19 protein-coding genes are annotated in these 19052 nt (G+C 59.4%); 11 read left to right on the top strand and 8 right to left on the bottom strand.

Features of this window, described 5'->3' with window-relative positions; translation table 11 throughout:
- The first annotated feature begins 44 nt into the window (after window positions 1-44).
- The 5 genes from IE087_RS00360 (at window position 45) to IE087_RS00340 (ending at window position 3804) form a co-directional block, all read left to right on the top strand.
- The gene (locus IE087_RS00360) at window positions 45-620 is read left to right on the top strand and encodes a DUF1285 domain-containing protein (RefSeq protein ID WP_229801212.1); all 576 of its coding nucleotides are present in this window, start codon (window positions 45-47) and stop codon (window positions 618-620) included.
- A 202-nt stretch (window positions 621-822) separates the two neighbouring features.
- Entirely contained in the window at window positions 823-1524 is a 702-nt protein-coding gene (locus IE087_RS00355) for an SDR family NAD(P)-dependent oxidoreductase (RefSeq protein ID WP_189366948.1), read from the top strand.
- Between the two features lie 42 nt (window positions 1525-1566).
- A complete protein-coding gene (locus tag IE087_RS00350) occupies window positions 1567-2319 on the top strand; it encodes a hydroxypyruvate isomerase family protein (RefSeq protein ID WP_189366947.1) in 753 nt (250 codons plus the stop codon).
- 79 nt (window positions 2320-2398) lie between these two features.
- Window positions 2399-2626 carry a DUF2798 domain-containing protein gene (locus IE087_RS00345; RefSeq protein ID WP_189366946.1) on the top strand — a complete coding sequence of 76 codons (228 nt, stop codon included), beginning with the start codon at window positions 2399-2401 and terminating at the stop codon, window positions 2624-2626.
- A gap of 341 nt (window positions 2627-2967) precedes the next feature.
- A complete protein-coding gene (locus tag IE087_RS00340; RefSeq protein WP_189366945.1) occupies window positions 2968-3804 on the top strand; it encodes an ORF6N domain-containing protein in 837 nt (278 codons plus the stop codon).
- A gap of 12 nt (window positions 3805-3816) precedes the next feature.
- On the opposite strand, the gene IE087_RS00335 is transcribed toward IE087_RS00340, so the two are convergent.
- From IE087_RS00335 to polA, 3 genes are all read right to left on the bottom strand, one after another.
- Window positions 3817-4170 (bottom strand): MmcQ/YjbR family DNA-binding protein, encoded by a 354-nt coding sequence (locus IE087_RS00335; protein ID WP_189366944.1) that lies wholly within the window; start codon window positions 4168-4170, stop codon window positions 3817-3819.
- A gap of 345 nt (window positions 4171-4515) precedes the next feature.
- Window positions 4516-4938 (bottom strand): hypothetical protein, encoded by a 423-nt coding sequence (locus IE087_RS00330; protein WP_229801211.1) that lies wholly within the window; start codon window positions 4936-4938, stop codon window positions 4516-4518.
- Window positions 4939-4954: 16 nt separating this feature from the next.
- Entirely contained in the window at window positions 4955-7747 is a 2793-nt protein-coding gene (gene polA, locus IE087_RS00325) for a DNA polymerase I (RefSeq protein WP_189366943.1), read from the bottom strand.
- Between the two features lie 98 nt (window positions 7748-7845).
- On the opposite strand from polA, the gene IE087_RS00320 reads away from it, so the two are divergent.
- The gene (locus tag IE087_RS00320; RefSeq protein ID WP_194547700.1) at window positions 7846-8595 is read left to right on the top strand and encodes a methyl-accepting chemotaxis protein; all 750 of its coding nucleotides are present in this window, start codon (window positions 7846-7848) and stop codon (window positions 8593-8595) included.
- Here the strand turns inward: IE087_RS00320 and IE087_RS00315 are convergent.
- Together IE087_RS00315 and IE087_RS00310 are read right to left on the bottom strand one after the other, a co-directional pair.
- Window positions 8582-8776, bottom strand: coding sequence for a zinc-finger domain-containing protein (locus IE087_RS00315; protein ID WP_189366941.1), 195 nt, complete (start codon window positions 8774-8776; stop codon window positions 8582-8584). The two genes, IE087_RS00320 and IE087_RS00315, sit on opposite strands and share 14 nt — an antisense overlap.
- Window positions 8777-8844: 68 nt before the next feature.
- Window positions 8845-9312, bottom strand: coding sequence for a DUF1203 domain-containing protein (locus tag IE087_RS00310; RefSeq protein WP_189366940.1), 468 nt, complete (start codon window positions 9310-9312; stop codon window positions 8845-8847).
- 198 nt (window positions 9313-9510) lie between these two features.
- Between IE087_RS00310 and IE087_RS00305 the strand changes: the two genes are divergently transcribed.
- Window positions 9511-12483: an error-prone DNA polymerase gene (locus IE087_RS00305; RefSeq protein ID WP_189366939.1), complete on the top strand. Its 2973-nt coding sequence runs from the start codon at window positions 9511-9513 to the stop codon at window positions 12481-12483.
- A gap of 12 nt (window positions 12484-12495) precedes the next feature.
- Window positions 12496-12954 (top strand): hypothetical protein, encoded by a 459-nt coding sequence (locus tag IE087_RS00300; protein WP_229801210.1) that lies wholly within the window; start codon window positions 12496-12498, stop codon window positions 12952-12954.
- Here the strand turns inward: IE087_RS00300 and IE087_RS00295 are convergent, their stop codons facing one another.
- Window positions 12955-13446, bottom strand: a complete 492-nt coding sequence (locus IE087_RS00295) for a DUF3291 domain-containing protein (RefSeq protein WP_189366938.1) — start codon at window positions 13444-13446, stop codon at window positions 12955-12957.
- Window positions 13447-13560: 114 nt separating this feature from the next.
- On the opposite strand from IE087_RS00295, the gene gpmI reads away from it, so the two are divergent.
- The 3 genes from gpmI to IE087_RS00280 are packed head-to-tail and all read left to right on the top strand — an operon-like array spanning window position 13561 to window position 17561.
- Window positions 13561-15072: a 2,3-bisphosphoglycerate-independent phosphoglycerate mutase gene (gene gpmI, locus IE087_RS00290; protein ID WP_189366937.1), complete on the top strand. Its 1512-nt coding sequence runs from the start codon at window positions 13561-13563 to the stop codon at window positions 15070-15072.
- Complete coding sequence (locus IE087_RS00285; RefSeq protein ID WP_189366936.1) at window positions 15069-16193, top strand: murein hydrolase activator EnvC family protein; 1125 nt, start codon at window positions 15069-15071, stop codon at window positions 16191-16193. Before gpmI ends, IE087_RS00285 begins: the two co-directional genes overlap by 4 nt.
- A gap of 6 nt (window positions 16194-16199) precedes the next feature.
- Complete coding sequence (locus IE087_RS00280) at window positions 16200-17561, top strand: S41 family peptidase (protein WP_189366935.1); 1362 nt, start codon at window positions 16200-16202, stop codon at window positions 17559-17561.
- A 93-nt stretch (window positions 17562-17654) separates the two neighbouring features.
- On the opposite strand, the gene IE087_RS00275 is transcribed toward IE087_RS00280, so the two are convergent.
- On the bottom strand, window positions 17655-18134 hold the full coding sequence (locus IE087_RS00275) for a TrmO family methyltransferase domain-containing protein (protein ID WP_189366934.1): 480 nt from the start codon (window positions 18132-18134) through the stop codon (window positions 17655-17657).
- A gap of 2 nt (window positions 18135-18136) precedes the next feature.
- Window positions 18137-19027 carry an AraC family transcriptional regulator gene (locus IE087_RS23755; protein WP_373296483.1) on the bottom strand — a complete coding sequence of 297 codons (891 nt, stop codon included), beginning with the start codon at window positions 19025-19027 and terminating at the stop codon, window positions 18137-18139.
- Window positions 19028-19052 lie beyond the last annotated feature (25 nt).

Below are 19052 nucleotides of genomic sequence, written 5' to 3'. Positions count from 1 at the left end.
ATTTCTGTACCAACCTATTCCCTCAATTGAGAATGGCAAAACATATGAGCGGACAAAAAACCGTGACACCGGATGCAGATGGCCTTGTGGCATCGATCACTGCTGCAAAAACACGCGGATTGCCGCCGGTACATCTGTGGAATCCTCCGTTCTGCGGCGACCTCGATATGCGGATCGCGCGGGACGGGACGTGGTTTTACCAAGGCACGCCGATCGGGCGGCCCGGCCTAGTCAAACTGTTCTCGTCCATTCTGAAGCGCGAGGAGGGAAAATATTTCCTGGTTACACCGGTCGAAAAGGTGGGAATCACCGTCGATGACGCCCCTTTTGTCGCCATCGATTTCGAGGCTGATGGAACTGGCGAGCTGCAGGTGCTGACCTTTGTGACGCATGTGGATGATGTGGCTGTGGCGGGTGCGGATCATCCGATCCGCGTTGAACGCGACCCGGAGACAGGCGAGCCGTCGCCTTACATCCTGATCCGGGCGGATCTTGAGGCGTTGATCGACCGCAAGAGTTTTTATCGTCTGGTTGACCTTGGCAGCCATCACGATGGATGGTTCGGGGTGTGGTCGCAAGGCCAATTCTTCGGGATCATTCCGTCGAACGAGTTGCCCTGACGGGCGGGGCGCAGGACACCTGCGCCTTACTGTTTTCCAGCGCGCAGACCAACCACCTGTAAGGCGGAGGTGACCTCCGCCTTACGACATGCACAATCAGTGTGCAGAAGGGCTCAATGGCCGACCGCACCAATCCGCGCCATCATTTGCACGTAAGGCGGACGTGTCGTCCGCCACATCCTTTAACAGCAGGAGCAAGACGATGAGCCAGGGCACAGCAGTTATCATTGGCGCGGGCAGCGGTTTGTCCGCATCGGTTGCACGCAAACTTCACGCGCGAGGCCACGATCTGGTTCTGGGTGCGCGCAACACGGAAAAGCTGGCCGCGCTTGCATCGGAAACCAATGCCCGCACCGTGGCCATTGACGGCAGTAACCCTGAACAGGTGAACGCCCTCTTTGACTCGGTAAAGAGCCCGCTCCGTGTTGCCGTCTACAATCCATCCTCCCGTCAGCGCGGGCCCATCGTGGGGCTTGATCCCGAGGAGGTGCGTCGCGCCGTCGAGATCACCGCCTTCGGGTCTTTCCTGATGGGGCAAGCCGCTGCGCGTATCATGCAGGATCAGGATGAGCAGGACGGCAAACGCGGAACCATTCTGTTCACGGGCGCTTCGGCCGGTGTCAAAGGCTTTGCCCAGTCGGCACCTTTTGCCATGGGTAAGTTCGCACAAAGGGGCCTTGCCCAATCCATGGCGCGCGAGTTGCACCCCAAGGGGATTCATGTGGCTTGGGTCAACATCGATGGTGGAATTTCCAATACGGCGCGCTCCGAACGGACGGATGACGGGACAGACAAGATGCTGGACCCGGACGCGATCGCGACGGCCTATATGCAGTTGATCGACCAACACCGGTCGACATGGTCAAACGAGTTGAGCCTGCGCCCTTGGGTCGAACGCTTTTGATCGCGCTGGAATGCCCCGTAACTGCGCGCTAGGTTCCGCGATATGCCACGGTTTGCTGCCAACCTGACATATCTGTGGGCGGAGTTGCCCTACCTTGATCGGTTCGATGCAGCGGCCGAGGCCGGGTTTGCCGCCGTTGAAGTGCAGCAACCCTATGATGTCCCCGCGCCAGCCACCTTTGCAGCGTTGCACCGCAACGGGTTGCAGATGGTGTTGCTGAATGCGCCTGGGCCAAATTACACGGGCGGCGCGCGTGGATTTGCGGCTGTCCCCGGTGGCGAGAGACGGTTCGACTATGACATGCGTCGGGCCGTGCGGTACGCGCAGGTGCTTGGGGCGTCTGTTATTCACGTGATCACCGGCGATGGCGCGGGAGATGCGGCCAAAACAACGCTGATCGGCAATCTAAAACGGGCTGCAGCCACGTTGCCGGACGACCTCACGATGACGCTCGAGCCGCTGTGTGGTGAAAGTCATCCCGGCTATTTCCTGAACAGCTTTGCACTTGCTGCCGAAGTGATCGACGCTGTGGGCGCGTCAAATGTCGGTCTGCAGTTTGACAGCTATCACGCCCAGCAGATCACTGGCGACGCGCTGGGCGCTTTCGAGGCGATGCAGCCCCTTATTCAGCATATCCAGATCGGGGATGCGCCCGGGCGGGTTGCCCCGGGAAAGGGATGTATTGATTTCCCGGCCCTGTTCGATGCGATCGACGCCGGCGGGTATGACGGCTGGGTTAGTGCAGAGTACCGTACGGATGGGCGCACAGACAAGACACTGGGATGGATGCGCTGACCCTGTGCGCCGGTGTGGAATTGCGTTCCGATGATTTGAACAACACTTTGCCGCCGAGCGATGAAGAAGGAGCCCCGTCATGATCCCAGCCCGCTATGCGCATATTGCTTTTGGCTTTGTTCTGAGTGGCATGATGTCATTCCTGGTCTCCGGAATTTCGACGTTCCTGGCCGTTGGTGCTGTTGCGGGATTCGTTGGGCAGTGGATTGGCGCATGGCTGCCCAGTTGGGCCGTTGCCTTTCCGATTGTGCTGGTGGTCGCGCCGATCGCGCGTAGGCTTGTGGCGTCAGTGACGCGCCCGGACTAGGGTTTGTCCCCGCGGGGACAAGCTGTTCGGTCCGTTTGCATGATTTTAATGCCTTTGCGATTTTCGCACGATTTCAGATGCTTGGGTCTGCGCGCGGTCTGGTACCGCATGTTAACCGCCAAAAACGCACCATGGTGCGCGACGGGGCGCGGTTTTCCGGGTCTCAGACAAGGAGGACGTTGATGTGCGCGGTGTAGGGGGAGGGCTGTCTGTAGGTCGTGCTCGGCCCTTGCATGCTGCGTTCATAGTGCAGCCGCCGATTGTCCTAAAAACGGGGTCTCCCGTTTTGCGGGTGTTTGGGGTACTCGGGAAACACTGGCGCAAAACTGGGGGCAAAGCAGATGTCGGACAAGCAGGAAGTGATGTTGGCCGATGCACCGGGGAGCCTGTTTCAGATCCGCGGCGAGCGCGTGATCCTGGATGCTGACATTGCTGCTTTTTTTGATCGCAAGACCGGGCATGTGAACGAGCTGCGGTCCCGCAACCAGCTTCTTTTCCCAGAACATTATGCGTTTCAGCTGACACGCGAGGAATGGTCAGACTTGAAGTCGCAATTTGCGATTTCAACGGCGCATGGGGGGCGGAGGAGCATTCCATGGGCCTATACCGAGCATGGGTTCGCGATGCTGGCCATGCGTATGTCCGGAGAGCGGGCGGCGCGCATTGCTCGTGCTGTCATCGACACCTTCGTGGCCTATCGTCGGGGCACCCTGCCAAACGAACGGGTGCTCAATGGCCCGGCTGCCAGAACATACCGACACCGGTTACAAGAGGGGCTGTACCAGCAGATGGAGGCATTGCTCGCATTGGAAATGCCGACGGGCACAAGCGTGTCGGACGAGCTGAAAACCGTAACAGAGGCTGCGATTGGTCGGGTCAAGGCGGTGTTGGATGCCCCTGCGAAACGCAATGCCCAAATCAGTGCAGAAATTGGCAAGCTTGAGGCCGAAACGGCCAAGCTGTTTGCCGAGGCGCGCAAGAACAATGCCGAAGTGGCCAGCATCCAGATGGACGTGTTTGCCAAACGTCTGACGTTGATCCAGCAATTGCGCGAAATGTCAGCGCAGCTTGAGCGCGATGAGGTCGTGGATTTGCTGACGGATGGGTTCGACAATGCAGACATGCAAAAGCTGCCCTTGCCATCGCAGATTGCGATAGCAAGCCACGATGAGGCTTGAGGCGTTTCGCAATCACCCGCGCTGGGCGTCCCATTCCTTCAGGAACCGTTTTGGTGCCATGTCGCGCCACGTGCTGTGCAGGCGTGCTTTGGCCCAATCCGGATCGATCCGACCGGCTGCGACAAGGATGCAGCCGTGTTTGGCGTAGTGAGGGTGCAGAACGAATGTGTCGGGGTCGGCTTGCATTAGCATCTCGCGTTCGTCGATGCTGCCCTTGAAGATGGCGGCATCCACGTAGGGCGACCACCATGTCCACAATTTGCCGTGCGCCTTGAGGTTTTCGTTGCCCCAGCTTGTTGCGACTTCGACTTTGGGTAAACCCAATGACAGGCCAAGAGTTTTGAGGTCTTCCCAAGTGTGGATCATTGGATGCAATTCATCCCCGGGTTTTGGTCTATGAAGCGCCCGCGAGCCACCTGATATCGGCACGTGCGCCACGTTCGCACTCTTCCAAATTGGAAAAGTAGCCAGACATCTGCTCGCATATCCAGTAGCCGCCGTCGGAATAGTATAGCAGTTCTTCCTCTCCCACGGGAATCCATAGATGTTCGTAGTAGCGAAAGAGTTTACCGTCCGAGCTGACGCACATTTCGACGTTCCGTCGGCCGTCTTCGCTTTCCAGCTTCTTTTCTAAATTCCAAGTTTGCATTGCATAATTGCTGCAGTGATATCAGTTAATGCGACCGTGCTCCGATTCCATTGTTTCCCGGTTCATGCGGCAGGCGGGATTGCCTGCAAGTCAGGTGCCACGAAGGCGGCGCGCGCTGCGTCGGAGAACAGGGTATCCTTGTGGTAGTGCGTCAGCATGATCTGCGTGTCGAGCAGGCGGTCATCCTGTTTCAGGAAGCTGTCGAAAGAGGTGGCTGGCGTTGCCTTGTCCATGAAATAGGCGACCGCCATCAGCCACGAACGGGTAAGGGTTTCGTGGTACTTCTCCGCAGGGACGCCGTTGCGTTTCAGGAACGCGTGGAGCGCTGCGCGCATCCGGAGCATGGCGGCATCGACCGGTCCTTCGCAGAGGTAGACGTAAGCGAGTCGCAGGTGGGCGCGGTGGTTGAAGTCATCCGGCGCGACGCGCCCCGTTTCGAAGAGGTCGCGGAAGGTCAGGTCGTCCTGTGCAGGCATCATGGTCATGTCAGGCTCCTTTCCGTCAGTGCGCTTCGGCCCAGTTTTGCCCCTGTCCTGCATCCACGGTCAACTTTACGTCGAGATGCACGACGGGGTCATTTGCGTTTTCCATCACGCCTTTGGCCACGCCAATCAGGTCGTCGACGGCGCTGTCCTCCACTTCGAACAGCAGTTCGTCGTGGACTTGCAGCAGCATGGCGGCGGGCAGGTCCTTGATCGCGTCGGGCATGCGGATCATGGCGCGGCGGATGACGTCGGCGGCGGTCCCTTGGATCGGGGCGTTGATCGCGGCGCGGGCAGCGAAGCCTGCGCGTGGGCCTTTGGAGGCGATTTCCGGCGTGTGGATTTTGCGACCGAAGAGCGTCTGAACGTATCCGTGTTCCTTGGCGAACGCCTTGGTGTTGTCCATGTAGGTGCGGATGCCGGGGAAGCGTTCGAAATAACGGTCGATGAAGCCCTGTGCTTCGGACCGCGGGATGCGCAGATTGCGGGCGAGGCCGAAGCCCGAGATGCCGTAGATAACGCCAAAGTTGATCGCCTTGGCGCGGCGCCGCACTTCGGGTGTCATCTCGTCCAAGGGTACGTCGAACATTTCGGACGCTGTCATGGCGTGAATATCCAGCCCATCGGCAAAAGCCTGCTTCAGGCTGGGAATGTCCGCGATATGCGCGAGGATGCGCAGCTCGATCTGGCTGTAGTCCAGCGCGACGAGGGTCTTGCCGGGTTCGGACACGAAAGCCTCGCGGATACGACGCCCTTCCTCGGTCCGGATGGGGATGTTTTGCAGGTTGGGGTCGGTTGAGGCCAGCCGCCCGGTGGAGGCACCGGCGATGGAGTAGGAGGTGTGCACCCGGCCCGTGTCCGCGTTGATGTGGTCCTGCAGTGCATCGGTGTAGGTGGATTTCAGTTTCGACAATTGCCGCCAGTCGAGCACGCGGGCGGGCAGTTCGTGCATCGTAGCGAGGTCTTCGAGCACGTCGGCACCCGTTGCATAGGCCCCGGTCTTGCCCTTCTTACCGCCTTCGATGCCCATCTCGTCGAACAGGATCTCGCCAAGCTGTTTGGGCGAACCCACGTTGAACTTGCGCCCGGCAAGTTCGTAGATTTCATCCTCGAGCCCCGCCATTTTCTGGGCGAAGGCGTTGGACATGCGCGAAAGCGTGTCGCGGTCGACCTTGATGCCCGACCGTTCCATACCGGCCAATGTGTGCACCATGGGCCGTTCGAGCGTTTCGTAGACCTTGGTGACTTGTGACCGATGCAGTTGCGGTTTGAGGAGTTGCCAGAGCCGCAGGGTGATGTCGGCGTCTTCGGCCGCGTATTTCACGGCGTCTTCGAGCGGGACCTGATCAAAGGTCTTGGCCGATTTGCCGGACCCCAGTAGCGGCTTGATTGGAATGGGCGTGTGGCCGAGATAGCGCTCGGACAGCGTATCCATACCGTGATTGTGCAACCCGCCATGCAGGGCGTAGGACAACAGCATCGTGTCGTCGATGGGGGCCACATGGATGTTCAGACGCGCGAATATCTTGGCGTCGTATTTCATGTTCTGGCCGACCTTGAGGATGCTGTCGTCCTCAAGCACCGGTTTCAACATCTCAAGCGCCTGTTCGAAGGGCATCTGTCCCTCGGCCAGATCGTCGGAGCCAAAGAGGTCATCGCCCCCCTGTTTATGCGTCAGCGGGATGTAACAGGCGTGCCCCGGGTTCACGGCAAGTGAGATGCCCACCAGATCCGCAATCATTTCATTGAGCCCGGTGGTTTCGGTGTCGACCGCGACCCAGCCGCGTTCATAGATCAGGTCGATCCAGGTTTGCAGCTGGTCGGCGTTCTGCACGTGCTCGTAAGTTGCATCGTCAAAGCTGGGCGCTTCGGGCGCATCCTGGACCGCAGGTGCCGGTTCCTTGATCTCGGGCGCTTCGACGCCAAGTTGGTCGGCGATGCGTTTGGTGAGGGTGCGGAACTCCATTTCCGCAAGGAACGGCATAAGCTGGTCCGGTTTCGGGTCCTGCACTTCGAGGTCATCGAGCGTGAAGTCGAGGGGCGTCTTTTCGTCGAGCCTCACAAGGTCTCGCGACAGGCGGATCTGGTCGGCGTGGTCGATCAGTGTCTGGCGACGCTTGGGTTGCTTGATCTCTTCGGCGCGTTCAAGCAGCGCGTCGAGATCGCCATATTCGTTGATCAGGAGGGCGGCCGTTTTGACGCCAATGCCTGGTGCGCCGGGCACGTTGTCGACGGAGTCTCCGGCAAGCGCCTGCACGTCCACCACGCGGTCGGGGTAGACGCCGAACTTCTCGAACACGCCGTCGCGGTCGATGCGGGCGTTCTTCATGGCGTCCAGCATTTCGACCCCGTCGCCCACAAGCTGCATCAGGTCCTTGTCCGAACTGATGATGGTGCAGCGGCCCCCGGCAGCGCGCGCCTGCACGGCGAGGGTAGCGATGATGTCATCGGCCTCGTACCCCTCTTTCTCCTTGCAGGCGATATTGAAGGCTTCGGTCGCCTGGCGGGTCAGCGGAATCTGCGGCCTCAGGTCCTCTGGCATCGCTTCGCGGTTGGCCTTGTACAGGTCGTACATGTCGTTGCGAAAGGTGTGGCTGCCCTTGTCAAAGATGACGGCCACGTGGGTGGGGGCGTCGGGGCCGTGGTTCCCTTCGACATACTTGTAGAGCATGTTGCAAAACCCGCTGACGGCGCCGATGGGCAGGCCATCAGATTTGCGGGTAAGGGGCGGAAGCGCGTGGTAGGCGCGGAAGATGAAAGCCGAGCCATCGATCAGATGCAGGTGACACCCTTTACCAAATGCCATGTTCATCGCCCCCTTGGTTTCTTGCTGTTCAGGTGATGTGCCACGATTCCGGAATAGGTGAAAGCACAAGCGGTTTGTTAACCCGGATTTGCCACAAGTCGGATATGACAGCGATGAACCGTTTGGCCGATATCACGGATGTTCTGGGGCAGCAGTCGGGGGCGACTGGTATTGCCGCCCGTATCGAGTTGTTGCGTGCCGTGGATATGATCCGATCCCATTGTGCGCGGGCCACTTTGTACTGTGCTGCGGGGTTGTTGTTTGATGATCTGCGCGATCGTGAGGCATGTATTGCAGGCATAGGCCGTGCCATGCCGGGCGCGCATGCTGGCGTGCGCCTTTTGTCTGGTGGTGAGGTCGAGCCCGGCATTGATCCCGTTGCGTTGGCATGGTTGCGGAACACCGTGGCTGATATGCCCGAGAGCATCGAACAAATGGATCGATTTGTGGCGGCCGTTTCCGAACTGGCCAATGCCTTTGCCGCGAAAACCTGCACAGCGGATCACTTGCGCGATGTGACCCGCTTCGCTGCTGGTGCGTTCAACGAACACTTTGCGAAATTGGTCAATCGGTTGAGTGAACACTTGCACAGCGACCGGATCGTGCGGCGCGCAACTGCAAGCCAGACGGGGACTGATGCCCGCACTGCTCTGCGCGAGATTAGTGAAATTTCGCGGAACGTCGGCCTCATTGCCATCAACGCATCGATCGAAGCGGCGCATGTTGGGGAACAGGGGCGCGGCTTTGCCGTTATCGCAACGGAAATTCGCGAGCTTTCAGAAAAGATTGAGCAGGCCAATGCGCGTGTGCAAGCCCAGGTCGATGCGCTGATCCATCAGGTCATTGACGACTGACCGCTTGGCTGTCTGCTTTGTCGGCATAAACGTATTTACAGTCGCAATAGGGGCATTCGACCCATCCCGTATCTTCGGGAATCTGCAGCCAGACCCGGGGATGTCCCAATGGCCCTTCGCCCCCGTCACAGGCCACGCGGTGGGTGTGGACCGTCTTGGTTTCGGGCGCGTCGATGGGCATGTTGGCTATCCTTGGCTGGGGCGCGTGCGCCCGTGTTTATGAGCCAAGGCGGCAGACCGCACAAGGGGTTACGCATCGCGATCAATGCGGGCCTGGTAACAATTGTTGCGGGCAGATCGCACATGGATATAGGTGACGTTCGGGTCTGCAAAGATCGCGGTAACGCGGGCCTGAATTTCGGGCGTTGGTGTGATCGCTCCGGTTCCATAGACGATGCGGTCGTCCGCTGAATACCCTTTGATCAGGTAGTCCGGTGAAGTGGTGAGTATGTCCGGCAGATCAGTACCTCCACCACGGGTACATTCGTCTGCACATAGAAAGATGGGTCCAACCTCTGCATAGGGGTGGGCGCCATCAAAGGGTTTGTGAGCGAGGACCAGCATCTCTGACCCCGCGGGGATGTTGCGCAGGCAGTGGCGGCAGGGGTTGCCTGCACCGTCTGAGATTTTGCGTTCGGGTGGATTGCCAAAAGCATCCGGTCCGCCAGCGCGATAGCTTTGGACGAGGCCGGTGGGCAGTGCATTGAATCTGGGCATGCGAAGTCTCCTTTTGTCGATCCTGCTTTGCCTGCCCGCACCACGCGACCCGAATGCTGCGCAATGGCGATGATCCTTTCCCCGTTTTTAAAACCCCGGGGAGTCCGTAGGACGGGGCAGAGCCCCAAAACCAACCGTTCAAATGAGAACAAAAAGTGAATATACTGTCCCCCTGCTGTAATCGAATCTGCCATTCTCATGTTCTGCGAACTGTCGATCACATCGAATTTCACCTTCCTCACCGGGGCGTCCCACCCCGAGGAGTACGTGAATCGTGCCGCCCTGCTGGGGATGGAGGCGATTGCTATTGCAGATGACAATTCGGTTGCCGGGATCGTGCGGGCGCATACGCAGGCCAAAGCCATTGCGCGCAGTGTGAAAGAGCGGCGGGATTTTGACACCCTCCACGGTTTGATCGGCCCACCAAAGCCGGATCATGTTCCTGCACCGCCCAGCGTACCGATCACGGTGGTGCCGCGCCTGATTCCGGCAACCCGGTTGATGTTCAGCGATGCCCCTCCGATCACAGCCATGCCTGTGAACCGGCAGGGCTGGCGCAGTCTTTGCCGGATCATTTCCAAGGGACGTCTGCGTGCTGAAAAAGGAGAATGTGACCTTCAATTCAGCGACCTCGAAGACTTTGCCGAAGGTCTGCACCTGCTTCTGTGGCCAGAGGCGCAGACGGTGCAGGGCGGCGCGGTTGATTGGATGCAAACGGCGCGACGGCTGACGCGCCGCTTTGCTGGAAACATCCAGGTGCTGATGACCCCGCGCTATGATGGGCGCGACACGGTCCGCTTTGATCGGCTAGCGGATCAGGCGCGGATGTTGGGGTTGCCCACCCTTGCCTCGGCTGCTCCCCGCATGCATCATGGCGCGCGGCGCAAGCTGGCGGATGTGGTCAGTGCCATCCGTCTCAAGTGCCGCGTCGATGCGCTGGGCCGTGCGGCCCTCAGCAACGGGGAAGGGCGGCTTCGGAGCGAGGCCGAGATGCTGCGGTTGTTCGTGGGCCACGAAGAGGCTGTGCATCGGGCAGGGCAACTGGCGAACAGCCTGACCTTTTCACTCGACCAGTTGCGTTATGAGTATCCGTCGGAAATCACCAGGAATGAAACACCCAGCCAACGGCTGAATCGGCTGGCCTATGAGGGGTTGAAATGGCGCTATCCCGGCGGGGCGCCAGACAAGGCCAAGACCCTTCTGCGCCATGAACTCGCCCTGATCGCCAAACTGAAATACGAACCCTATTTCCTGACCGTCCGCGACATTGTCCACTTTGCGCGCAGCCGTGGCATCCTGTGTCAGGGCCGTGGCTCGGCCGCCAATTCGGTGGTGTGTTACTGCATGGGCATCACCTCCGTTTCTCCCGAGATGGGCACGATGGTGTTTGAGCGCTTCGTGTCTGAAGCCCGCGATGAACCGCCCGATATCGACGTGGATTTCGAACATGAGCGGCGCGAAGAGGTCATCCAGCACATCTACGAGCGCTATGGTCGCCACCGCGCGGGCCTGTGCGCCACAGTCGTGCATTACCGGGGCAAGCGTGCCATCCGCGAGGTGGGCCGCGCCATGGGCCTGACCGAGGATACGATCAGTGCCCTCAGCTCGCAGCTTTGGGGGTTCTTTTCCACCAAGGGGTTGGAGGCGGAACGCATGGCCGAGATCGGCCTCGACTTCCGCGACCGGCGCCTGCGGCAGACCATCGAACTGGTCTACGAGATCAACGGCTTTCCCCGGCATCTGTCCCAGCATGTCGGTGGGTTCATCGTCACCGAGGGGCGGCTTGATGAGTTGGTGCCGATTGAAAACGCCACGATGGAGGGCCGCACCGTTATCTGTTGGGACAAGGATGACATCGACAGCCTTGGCATCCTGAAAGTGGATGTGCTGAGCCTTGGGATGCTGACCTGTATTCGCAAGGCCTTTGATCTGCTGAAGATGCATCATCAACAAAGCTACACCCTTGCGACTCTGCCCAAAGAGGACCCGCGCGTATACGACATGCTGTGCAAAGCCGACAGTATCGGGGTGTTCCAGGTCGAAAGCCGTGCGCAGATGAACTTCCTGCCCCGGATGCGGCCGCGCAATTTCTATGATCTGGTGATCGAGGTGGCGATCATCCGCCCCGGCCCCATTCAAGGCGATATGGTGCATCCTTACATCCGGCGCCGGAACGGTGAGGAGGAGGTGTCCTTTCCATCGGATGAACTCGGCCAGGTGCTGGGCAAGACCTTGGGTGTGCCACTGTTCCAGGAACAGGCGATGCAGATCGCCATTGTGGGGGCAGGCTTTACCCCCGATCAGGCGGACCGGCTGCGGCGGTCGCTTGCCACCTTCAAGAAACATGGCAGTGTCAGTGAATTCCGGGCTTTGTTCCTGCATGGCATGCGCAAGAACGGGTATGATGACGACTTTGCCGAGCGGTGTTTCAGTCAGATCGAGGGGTTCGGCAGCTACGGCTTTCCTGAAAGCCATGCAGCCAGTTTCGCGCTGCTGGTCTATGCCTCAAGCTGGATCAAGTGTCACCATCCCGGCATCTTTGCCTGTGCGCTTCTGAACGCGCAGCCCATGGGCTTCTATGCGCCCGCCCAGATCGTGCGGGATGCGCGCGAACACGGGGTTGAGGTGCGCCCCATCTGTGTGAACGCGAGTTTCTGGGACAATACGATGGAGCCGGACGGCAGGGGGGGCTTGGCCCTGCGGTTGGGGTTTCGGCAACTCAAGGGGATGAGCGAGGAGGACGCCAGCTGGCTGACCGCGGCGCGCGGGAATGGCTACCGTTCGGTGCGGGACGTGTGGCGGCGTGCGGGGTTGGGACCTGCCGTGATCGTGCGGTTGGCCGAGGCGGATGCCTTTGCCACTGCAGGCATCAACCGCCGTGAGGCGCTTTGGGAGGCCAAGGCCATTGTCCCCGGATCCGCCTTGCCCCTATTCGCCACGGATCTGGATGGTGAGGTTGTAGATGAGCCTGCGGCCCTGTTGCCCGAGATGAGCTTGGGCGAAGAGGTGGTGGAAGATTACGTGTCGACGCGCCTGACCCTAAGAGCGCATCCCGTGGGCCTGTTGCGCCATATCCTCACGCCCGGCGCGGCCCGCGTTGAGGTATTGCCGACGACGCAGGCCGCCCCCGACCTGTCCAAGATCAGTTTCACCCGTGGCAACCCGGACTGAAGGAGCCCCACAATGACAGCACTCACCGATTACAAGGCCGCATCCGGCATGTTTGTTCCCGTATGGACACTTGAAATCCAGACCCTGCCCGAAGACACGGATCGCATTCTGGATGCGGTGATGGCTGTGCATCCACTGAGTTACGGGCGCTACCAACGCAATGCCAGCATCTCGGCCGTCGGAGCCGAGACGGCGCAACCTGAACCCGGATCGACAACAACAACCCATGTGGAGGGGTTCGAGGCCGGAGGGACCGAGACCTACCCCATGGTCGAGTTGAAAATCTCCATCGAGCGCGATCTGGCGGTTCTGGAAAAAGTGATGGATGCCGTTCTGGAGGTCCATCATTACGAAGAACCAGTCATCTTCCTGCGTGAGGACTGGGCAGGCCGTGCCGCCTATGATCCGAACAGCGACAATCCCCATCGCTGGTGGAACAATGGGCGTGGCTTGCCGGATCGCATCACGTAATCAAGCGGGCGGGTCAAAGCGCGTTTGCAGGGAAAATGCCTGTTCGGTCGGCCCGTTCTGCCGCAAGAGGTGCAGACGTTCCCAACCTTCATCAAGGCTGACCCGCGTGCCCTTTGGCGCCCACCACATCACCATTGTCGGTCCCTCCGACCTGTCCACCCAATCGCGCAGGGCTTTCATTCCTTCACGGTGCAGCGTATCGCGATAGGCAAAGTGGTGCATGGCCTGCACGTCACGCCATCCGGCCATGGTCAGGATGTGAAAGTTATCCTCGGTGCGGTCCGTTTGCAGGGCAAGGATGTCGCCCATGTCGCCATAGGTCCCATCCGGCAAGCGTGCGCCGTGATTGTGCCAAAACATCCCGCCATCGGCCTTGGCCCGGGCAAAGACCAGGGGCAGTTGACCGAAGAAGTATTGCGCATGAGGGTGACTGGCGCTGAACGGGCCAACCGGGCGCACGACGTTCAAGTGCACCAGCATGTGTTCGCTCATTCCGTCGCCCTCCGTAGATCGGAAGCCTAGTGCACCGCATGAGCCGCGCAAGCCTTCTTTCCAACAGCATGGCCGCGCGGTAGAACGCAGACGATACATCGGAAGGATCCTGCAATGGCACCACCCAAACCTGTTGTTTTGTGCATTCTGGATGGCTGGGGTCTGCGCGAGGATGAAACGGGGAATGCACCAAAGCTTGCCCGGACACCGACCTTTGATCGCATCATGGACACCTGTTCCCACGCGACCCTGATCACCCATGGTCCGGACGTGGGTTTGCCACGCGGTCAGATGGGTAACTCGGAAGTGGGCCACACCAATATCGGTGCCGGTCGCGTCGTGGCGATGGATCTGGGCCAGATTGACTTGGCGATCGAAGACGGCAGCTTTTTCCGCAATCCCCGCCTAACCGAGTGGATTGCACGGATCAAGGAGGCTGAGGGACGCGCGCACCTTATGGGCGTTTTGTCTGATGGTGGTGTGCATGGCCATATCAACCACATGGTTGCCGCTGCCAAGGCCTGCACCGATGCAGGTCTGCCAGTGCTGATCCATGCCATCACGGATGGGCGCGATGTGGCCCCGAAATCTGCGCTGACCTATCTTGAGCAGCTGCATGACGCCCTGCCAGCGGGCGCTCGGATTGTAACGTTGACGGGTCGCTATTTTGCGATGGATCGCGACAACCGGTGGGACCGGGTTCAAACGGCCTTTGCCGCGATGGTGCGGGCCGATGCGCATATTGCTGAAAACGCGCAGGTGGCTATTGAAGCGGCTTATGACGATGACAAGACCGATGAATTCATTCCGGCCACGGTCATGGACGGTTACAAGGGCGCCAAGGATGGCGATGGGCTGTTCTGTCTGAATTTCCGGGCCGACCGCGCGCGAGAGATCATGGCGGCGCTCGGCGATCCCGGGTTTGATGCCTTCGCGCCGGAGGGCCGTCCGCAGTGGTCCGGGCTGATCGGCATGGCGGACTATTCGGAAGAGCACAACGCTTACATGACCACTGTCTATCCAAAGCCCGAGATCGTGAACACGCTCGGCGCGTGGGTCGCCAAGGCCGGGCTGCGCCAGTTCCGGCTGGCCGAGACCGAGAAGTACCCGCATGTCACCTTCTTCCTGAATGGCGGTGAAGAGCAACCGGAGACCGGAGAGGATCGCGCGATGCCGAAATCTCCTGCCGTTGCCACCTACGATCTGCAGCCCGAGATGTCGTCCGTTGAAGTTACGGACAAGTTTATTGCGGCCATTGAAGAAGGCTATGATATGATCGTCGTGAACTATGCCAACCCGGACATGGTCGGGCACACGGGCGATCTGGATGCTGCAATTGCGGCTTGCGAAGCCGTGGATACCGGCCTGGGTCGCGTTCTGCCGGTACTTGAAAAGGCAGGTGGTGCGATGATCCTGACAGCCGATCATGGGAATTGCGAGACGATGATCGACCCCGAAACAGGCGCCCCGCACACGGCCCATACCACCAATCTGGTCCCGGTGGCGTTGATCGGTGCTGAAGGTACAATCGCGGATGGCAAGTTGGCCGATCTGGCGCCGACGATCCTGGAGCTGATGGGCCTGGAGCAACCGGAAGAAATGACGGGTGTCAGTCTGATTACATGAGACGTCTGGCTGCAGCCCTTTTGATGTGTCTTGCGCTGCCTCTGTCCGCGCAGGAAGACGCTGGTGCGCTTGCCCGTGACGCGGGTGTGCAACTTGAGGCAGCCTCGGTCCGTTTATCAGAGGCTGACAGCGCCCGCGACCGGGTGCGTGCCCTGACGGATACTGTGCACGCATACGAAGCCGGGCTTGCCGCGATGCGGGCAGGGTTGCGCCGGGCATCGATACGAGAGGCGCAGTTGCGTCGCCAGCTTCAGGCCCGTGACGCGGAGATTGCGCAGCTTGTTGCTGTTTTGCAGACCCTGAGCCCGGGCCAGTCACCGACTGCCTTTCTGCATCCGGATGGTCCTAACGGAACAGCGCGTGCGGGGATGTTACTGGCAGAACTCACCCCCGCCTTGAACCAGCGTGCCAGCCAGTTGCGGCAGGATCTGAACGATGTTGAAAGCTTGCGCGTTTTGCAGGAGCAGGCGGCACTGCAGCTGCAAACCGGGCTATCCGAGGTTCAAACGGCGCGATCGGCGCTCAATCAGGCGATGGCAGAACGGACGGATCTGCCTCAACGGTTTACCGAAGACCCGGTGCGGACCGCGATCCTGATCGCGTCGGCGGAAACTCTGGATGCGTTTTCGAGTGGATTGGCCAGCATCGCTGAAGGGGACGCAGGTTGGACACCTCCGCAGATTGATGACCTGATCGGTGAATTTCCAATGCCCGCGCGTGGTGTGATCCTGCGACGTTCAGGAGAGCCGGATGCCGCGGGCATCACCCGTCCTGGCATCTTGTTGGCGACCCGCCCCGGCACGTTGGTGACGTCACCAACTGCAGCTACATTGCGCTATGTCGGGCCGCTTCTGGACTTTGGCTCTGTCACCATTCTTGAGCCTCGACCAGAGACCTTGATCATCCTTGCGGGGATGGCTGTCAGCTATGGTAAGACGGGACAGATTATCGCAGCAAGCACGCCTTTGGGCCTGATGGGCGGGTTTCCGGCACAAAATGGCACATCAACAGGTGGTGAAGGGGGTGGTACTGACCGCTCGGAAACGCTCTATATAGAAGTAAGAGAGAATAATGTGCCAATGGACCCTCTCACGTGGTTCAGCACCGAACAGGATGGATAAGCTGGAATGAAGAAATTCGTGATGGCCGCCTTGGGCGGAACGATGGCAGGTGCAATCGCCACGACGCAGGTCGCAGGACCTCTTCTGGCGCAGGAAAGTGCGTCGAATGCGACTGTTTACGAGCAGTTGGATTTGTTCGGCGACATCTTTGAACGCATACGGAACCAATACGTCGAGGATGTTGAGCCCGGGGAACTGATCGAAGCGGCCATTGATGGCATGCTGACATCGCTTGATCCGCATTCAAGCTATCTGTCGCCCGATGACGCCGCACAGATGCAGGTGCAGACGCGGGGTGAGTTTGGCGGTTTGGGCATCGAAGTGACCCAGGAAGAAGGTTTCATCAAGGTCGTGTCGCCCATCGACAGCACCCCCGCCGCTGAGGCTGGGATCGAAGCAGGCGATTTCATCACCCATGTTGATGGTGAATCGATGTTGGGTCTGACGCTCGACGTGGCAGTGGATCGGATGCGCGGCCCGGTCGGGTCCGAGATCATCATCACGGTTGTAAGAGAAGGTGAGAGCGAGCCCTTTGACGTGTCGATCATTCGGGACACTATTGAGCTGCAGGCGGTGCGTACCCGGACCCAAGGCGATACCGTCGTGCTGCGTGTGACCACTTTCAACGACAAAACAACGCCAAATCTGGTTTCAAAGTTGGAAGAAGAGGTCGAAACTCTCGGCGGGATGAACAACGTCAATGGATTTGTTCTGGATTTGCGGAACAACCCTGGTGGTCTGCTGACACAAGCCATTCGCGTGTCGGATGCGTTTCTGGAGGAAGGCGAGATCGTATCGACCCGTGGCCGCGACCCGGTGGATGGAGATCGGTACAATGCAACGCCGGGTGATCTGGCGCAGGGCAAGCCAATTGTTGTGCTGATCAATGGTGGATCTGCCTCGGCCTCGGAAATTGTGGCGGGCGCGCTGCAGGACCATCGCCGGGCCATCGTGGTCGGCACCAAGAGCTTTGGCAAGGGTTCGGTTCAGACCGTGATGCCGCTGCGCGGTGAAGGTGCCATGCGCTTGACGACCGCGCGCTACTACACGCCGTCCGGCCGATCGATTCAGGCGCTGGGCGTAAGCCCTGACATCATCGTTGAGCAGCCACGTCGTCGCCCTGCCGAGGAAGAGGATGAACCTGCAAGTGCAGTTGGACCCCGCACGGAAGGCGATCTGCGCGGCAGCCTCGACAACGACTCTTTGACCGACGATCAGGTTCGCCAGATCGAGGAGGACCGCGCCAAGGCCCAGGCGGCTGCCGACCTGCGGGAAGAGGATTACCAGCTGGCCTATGCCATCGATATCCTGAAAGGTCTAAACGCGCTCGGGCCGGTCGAAGAAGACCGCAGAACAAGCTCCAAATAATCAAAGCGCACGGTGGGGTGCCCCACCGTGCGCTCTTTTTGGAGTCCGAATATCGGAGCGTAAGATGACACAGGCGGATGGACGAACCATCCGCTACGCTGTGAATTCCTTTTCCCAGTCGAAACCAGCTGATGCTTCCAATGAATTCGGCCAGTGGCTGAAATGGTCGGGAACGCTTGCATTCTCAACACGATCTGAGGCTGGGAAGTATGGCTTGAGGTCAAGAATGGGTGTTTCGGGCAGCATGTCGAAGTAGTGGGAAAACACGATCCCCGCTTCCAAGTCGATTGACGCGATCGAAAAAACCGACAGTCCTATTGGGTTTGGGCGTGCTTCCGACCGAGTAGAGAACACACCCAATTCGCCGGATGCCGACGTATATGGCGACATGATGGTCAGGCGCGCGCGCTGTTCCTGACTGTCTGTTTCATGGGCCCACCACAGGGCGATGGCATGGCTGAAGCCGTGCAATCCTTTCAGGCCAAGCCGGACATTGGGTGTCAATCGCACTGCGAATTGTCCGTCGATCATCTCGCATTGTCCGATAGGGTTGAGTTTGTAGGTGCTGCTCATGGTCATGCTCCGCATTTGTTTGCCAAGGGAAGACAAAGCGTGACATCGAAACCAGTTTGCGCCCGCGCCCGGCAATACACCTCATAGGCAGGTTGATTGGCGGGCTCGTAGCCAGATTTTGGCAACCAGTCAGAAAACAACCAATCCCAACACTCCGAGATGCGATGCATTTTTGTTTCTGGTATCGCCGTTGTCAGGCATGCAACGCGTCCCCCTGCGAGGGTACGTAGCATGACTTGGCCAGTTGCGTTCGTTCCCTCGGGAACCTCATAGCAGGCATCCAGACGCCAGGTGTCCTGATCTGCCAAGGCAGAATCGGACCAAGTGATACTGATTGTCTCGTCCGGTGGAGGTCGCCCAAGGGCAGATTGATGCCACTTGGCCAGATCACTGTACAAGCCGCTGATGCTGGCATGAGTGTACGCGCCAACTAGCCGGAGGCTTGCTACTCTGCGCTGCGGCACGGTCCTGATTTCGATATCGACGCTCATGTCGCTTGGATAAACGGGTGTTGTTCGTTTGACTTTTCCTATCCTGCGGAGTCTGAAGTCAGCAGGGTGATTACGCCGATACTGTGTTGGCGAGCAATCATAGGCTTTCCGAAAAGCCTTGGAGAAATTTGCGCTGCTGGAAAACCCACATGTCAGCGCGATGTCAGTGATCGAAGTTCGACGTCGATAAATCAGGGCGCTGGTCGCCATCTCCAATCGCAGACGGATAATGCACTGCGCCACGGTTTCTCCGGTTACAGCTTTGAAAACGCGATGGAAATGAAACTCGGAAAACGCTGCTTGCTTACAAAGCTCCTTGACCGTGAACGGGTGTTCGGGGTGGTTGCGGATCACATCGACAACACGCTCAATGCGTCGATGATGGTCGCTGGCAGTCCGCATCTTTTTCGGGCGATGTTCGGGGTTC

The sequence above is a fragment of the Tateyamaria omphalii genome (genome assembly GCF_014651375.1).
Taxonomy (GTDB): domain Bacteria; phylum Pseudomonadota; class Alphaproteobacteria; order Rhodobacterales; family Rhodobacteraceae; genus Tateyamaria; species Tateyamaria omphalii.
This window is presented reverse-complemented; position numbering and strand designations above follow the sequence as displayed.

What these genes read in the sequence shown, in the direction of transcription:
- IE087_RS00315 (WP_189366941.1), bottom strand. Translation starts at nt 8,776, where the DNA reads ATGCCCATCGACGCGCCCGAAACCAAGACGGTCCACACCCACCGCGTG.
- IE087_RS00300 (WP_229801210.1), top strand. Translation starts at nt 12,496, where the DNA reads ATGACAGCACTCACCGATTACAAGGCCGCATCCGGCATGTTTGTTCCC.
- IE087_RS00275 (WP_189366934.1), bottom strand. Translation starts at nt 18,134, where the DNA reads ATGAGCAGCACCTACAAACTCAACCCTATCGGACAATGCGAGATGATC.
- IE087_RS00310 (WP_189366940.1), bottom strand. Translation starts at nt 9,312, where the DNA reads ATGCCCAGATTCAATGCACTGCCCACCGGCCTCGTCCAAAGCTATCGC.
- IE087_RS00350 (WP_189366947.1), top strand. Translation starts at nt 1,567, where the DNA reads ATGCCACGGTTTGCTGCCAACCTGACATATCTGTGGGCGGAGTTGCCC.
- IE087_RS00335 (WP_189366944.1), bottom strand. Translation starts at nt 4,170, where the DNA reads ATGATCCACACTTGGGAAGACCTCAAAACTCTTGGCCTGTCATTGGGT.
- IE087_RS00360 (WP_229801212.1), top strand. Translation starts at nt 45, where the DNA reads ATGAGCGGACAAAAAACCGTGACACCGGATGCAGATGGCCTTGTGGCA.
- IE087_RS00340 (WP_189366945.1), top strand. Translation starts at nt 2,968, where the DNA reads ATGTCGGACAAGCAGGAAGTGATGTTGGCCGATGCACCGGGGAGCCTG.
- IE087_RS00345 (WP_189366946.1), top strand. Translation starts at nt 2,399, where the DNA reads ATGATCCCAGCCCGCTATGCGCATATTGCTTTTGGCTTTGTTCTGAGT.
- IE087_RS00305 (WP_189366939.1), top strand. Translation starts at nt 9,511, where the DNA reads ATGTTCTGCGAACTGTCGATCACATCGAATTTCACCTTCCTCACCGGG.
- gpmI (WP_189366937.1), top strand. Translation starts at nt 13,561, where the DNA reads ATGGCACCACCCAAACCTGTTGTTTTGTGCATTCTGGATGGCTGGGGT.
- IE087_RS23755 (WP_373296483.1), bottom strand. Translation starts at nt 19,027, where the DNA reads ATGCGGACTGCCAGCGACCATCATCGACGCATTGAGCGTGTTGTCGAT.
- IE087_RS00355 (WP_189366948.1), top strand. Translation starts at nt 823, where the DNA reads ATGAGCCAGGGCACAGCAGTTATCATTGGCGCGGGCAGCGGTTTGTCC.
- IE087_RS00330 (WP_229801211.1), bottom strand. Translation starts at nt 4,938, where the DNA reads ATGACCATGATGCCTGCACAGGACGACCTGACCTTCCGCGACCTCTTC.
- IE087_RS00295 (WP_189366938.1), bottom strand. Translation starts at nt 13,446, where the DNA reads ATGAGCGAACACATGCTGGTGCACTTGAACGTCGTGCGCCCGGTTGGC.
- IE087_RS00285 (WP_189366936.1), top strand. Translation starts at nt 15,069, where the DNA reads ATGAGACGTCTGGCTGCAGCCCTTTTGATGTGTCTTGCGCTGCCTCTG.
- IE087_RS00280 (WP_189366935.1), top strand. Translation starts at nt 16,200, where the DNA reads ATGAAGAAATTCGTGATGGCCGCCTTGGGCGGAACGATGGCAGGTGCA.
- polA (WP_189366943.1), bottom strand. Translation starts at nt 7,747, where the DNA reads ATGAACATGGCATTTGGTAAAGGGTGTCACCTGCATCTGATCGATGGC.
- IE087_RS00320 (WP_194547700.1), top strand. Translation starts at nt 7,846, where the DNA reads ATGACAGCGATGAACCGTTTGGCCGATATCACGGATGTTCTGGGGCAG.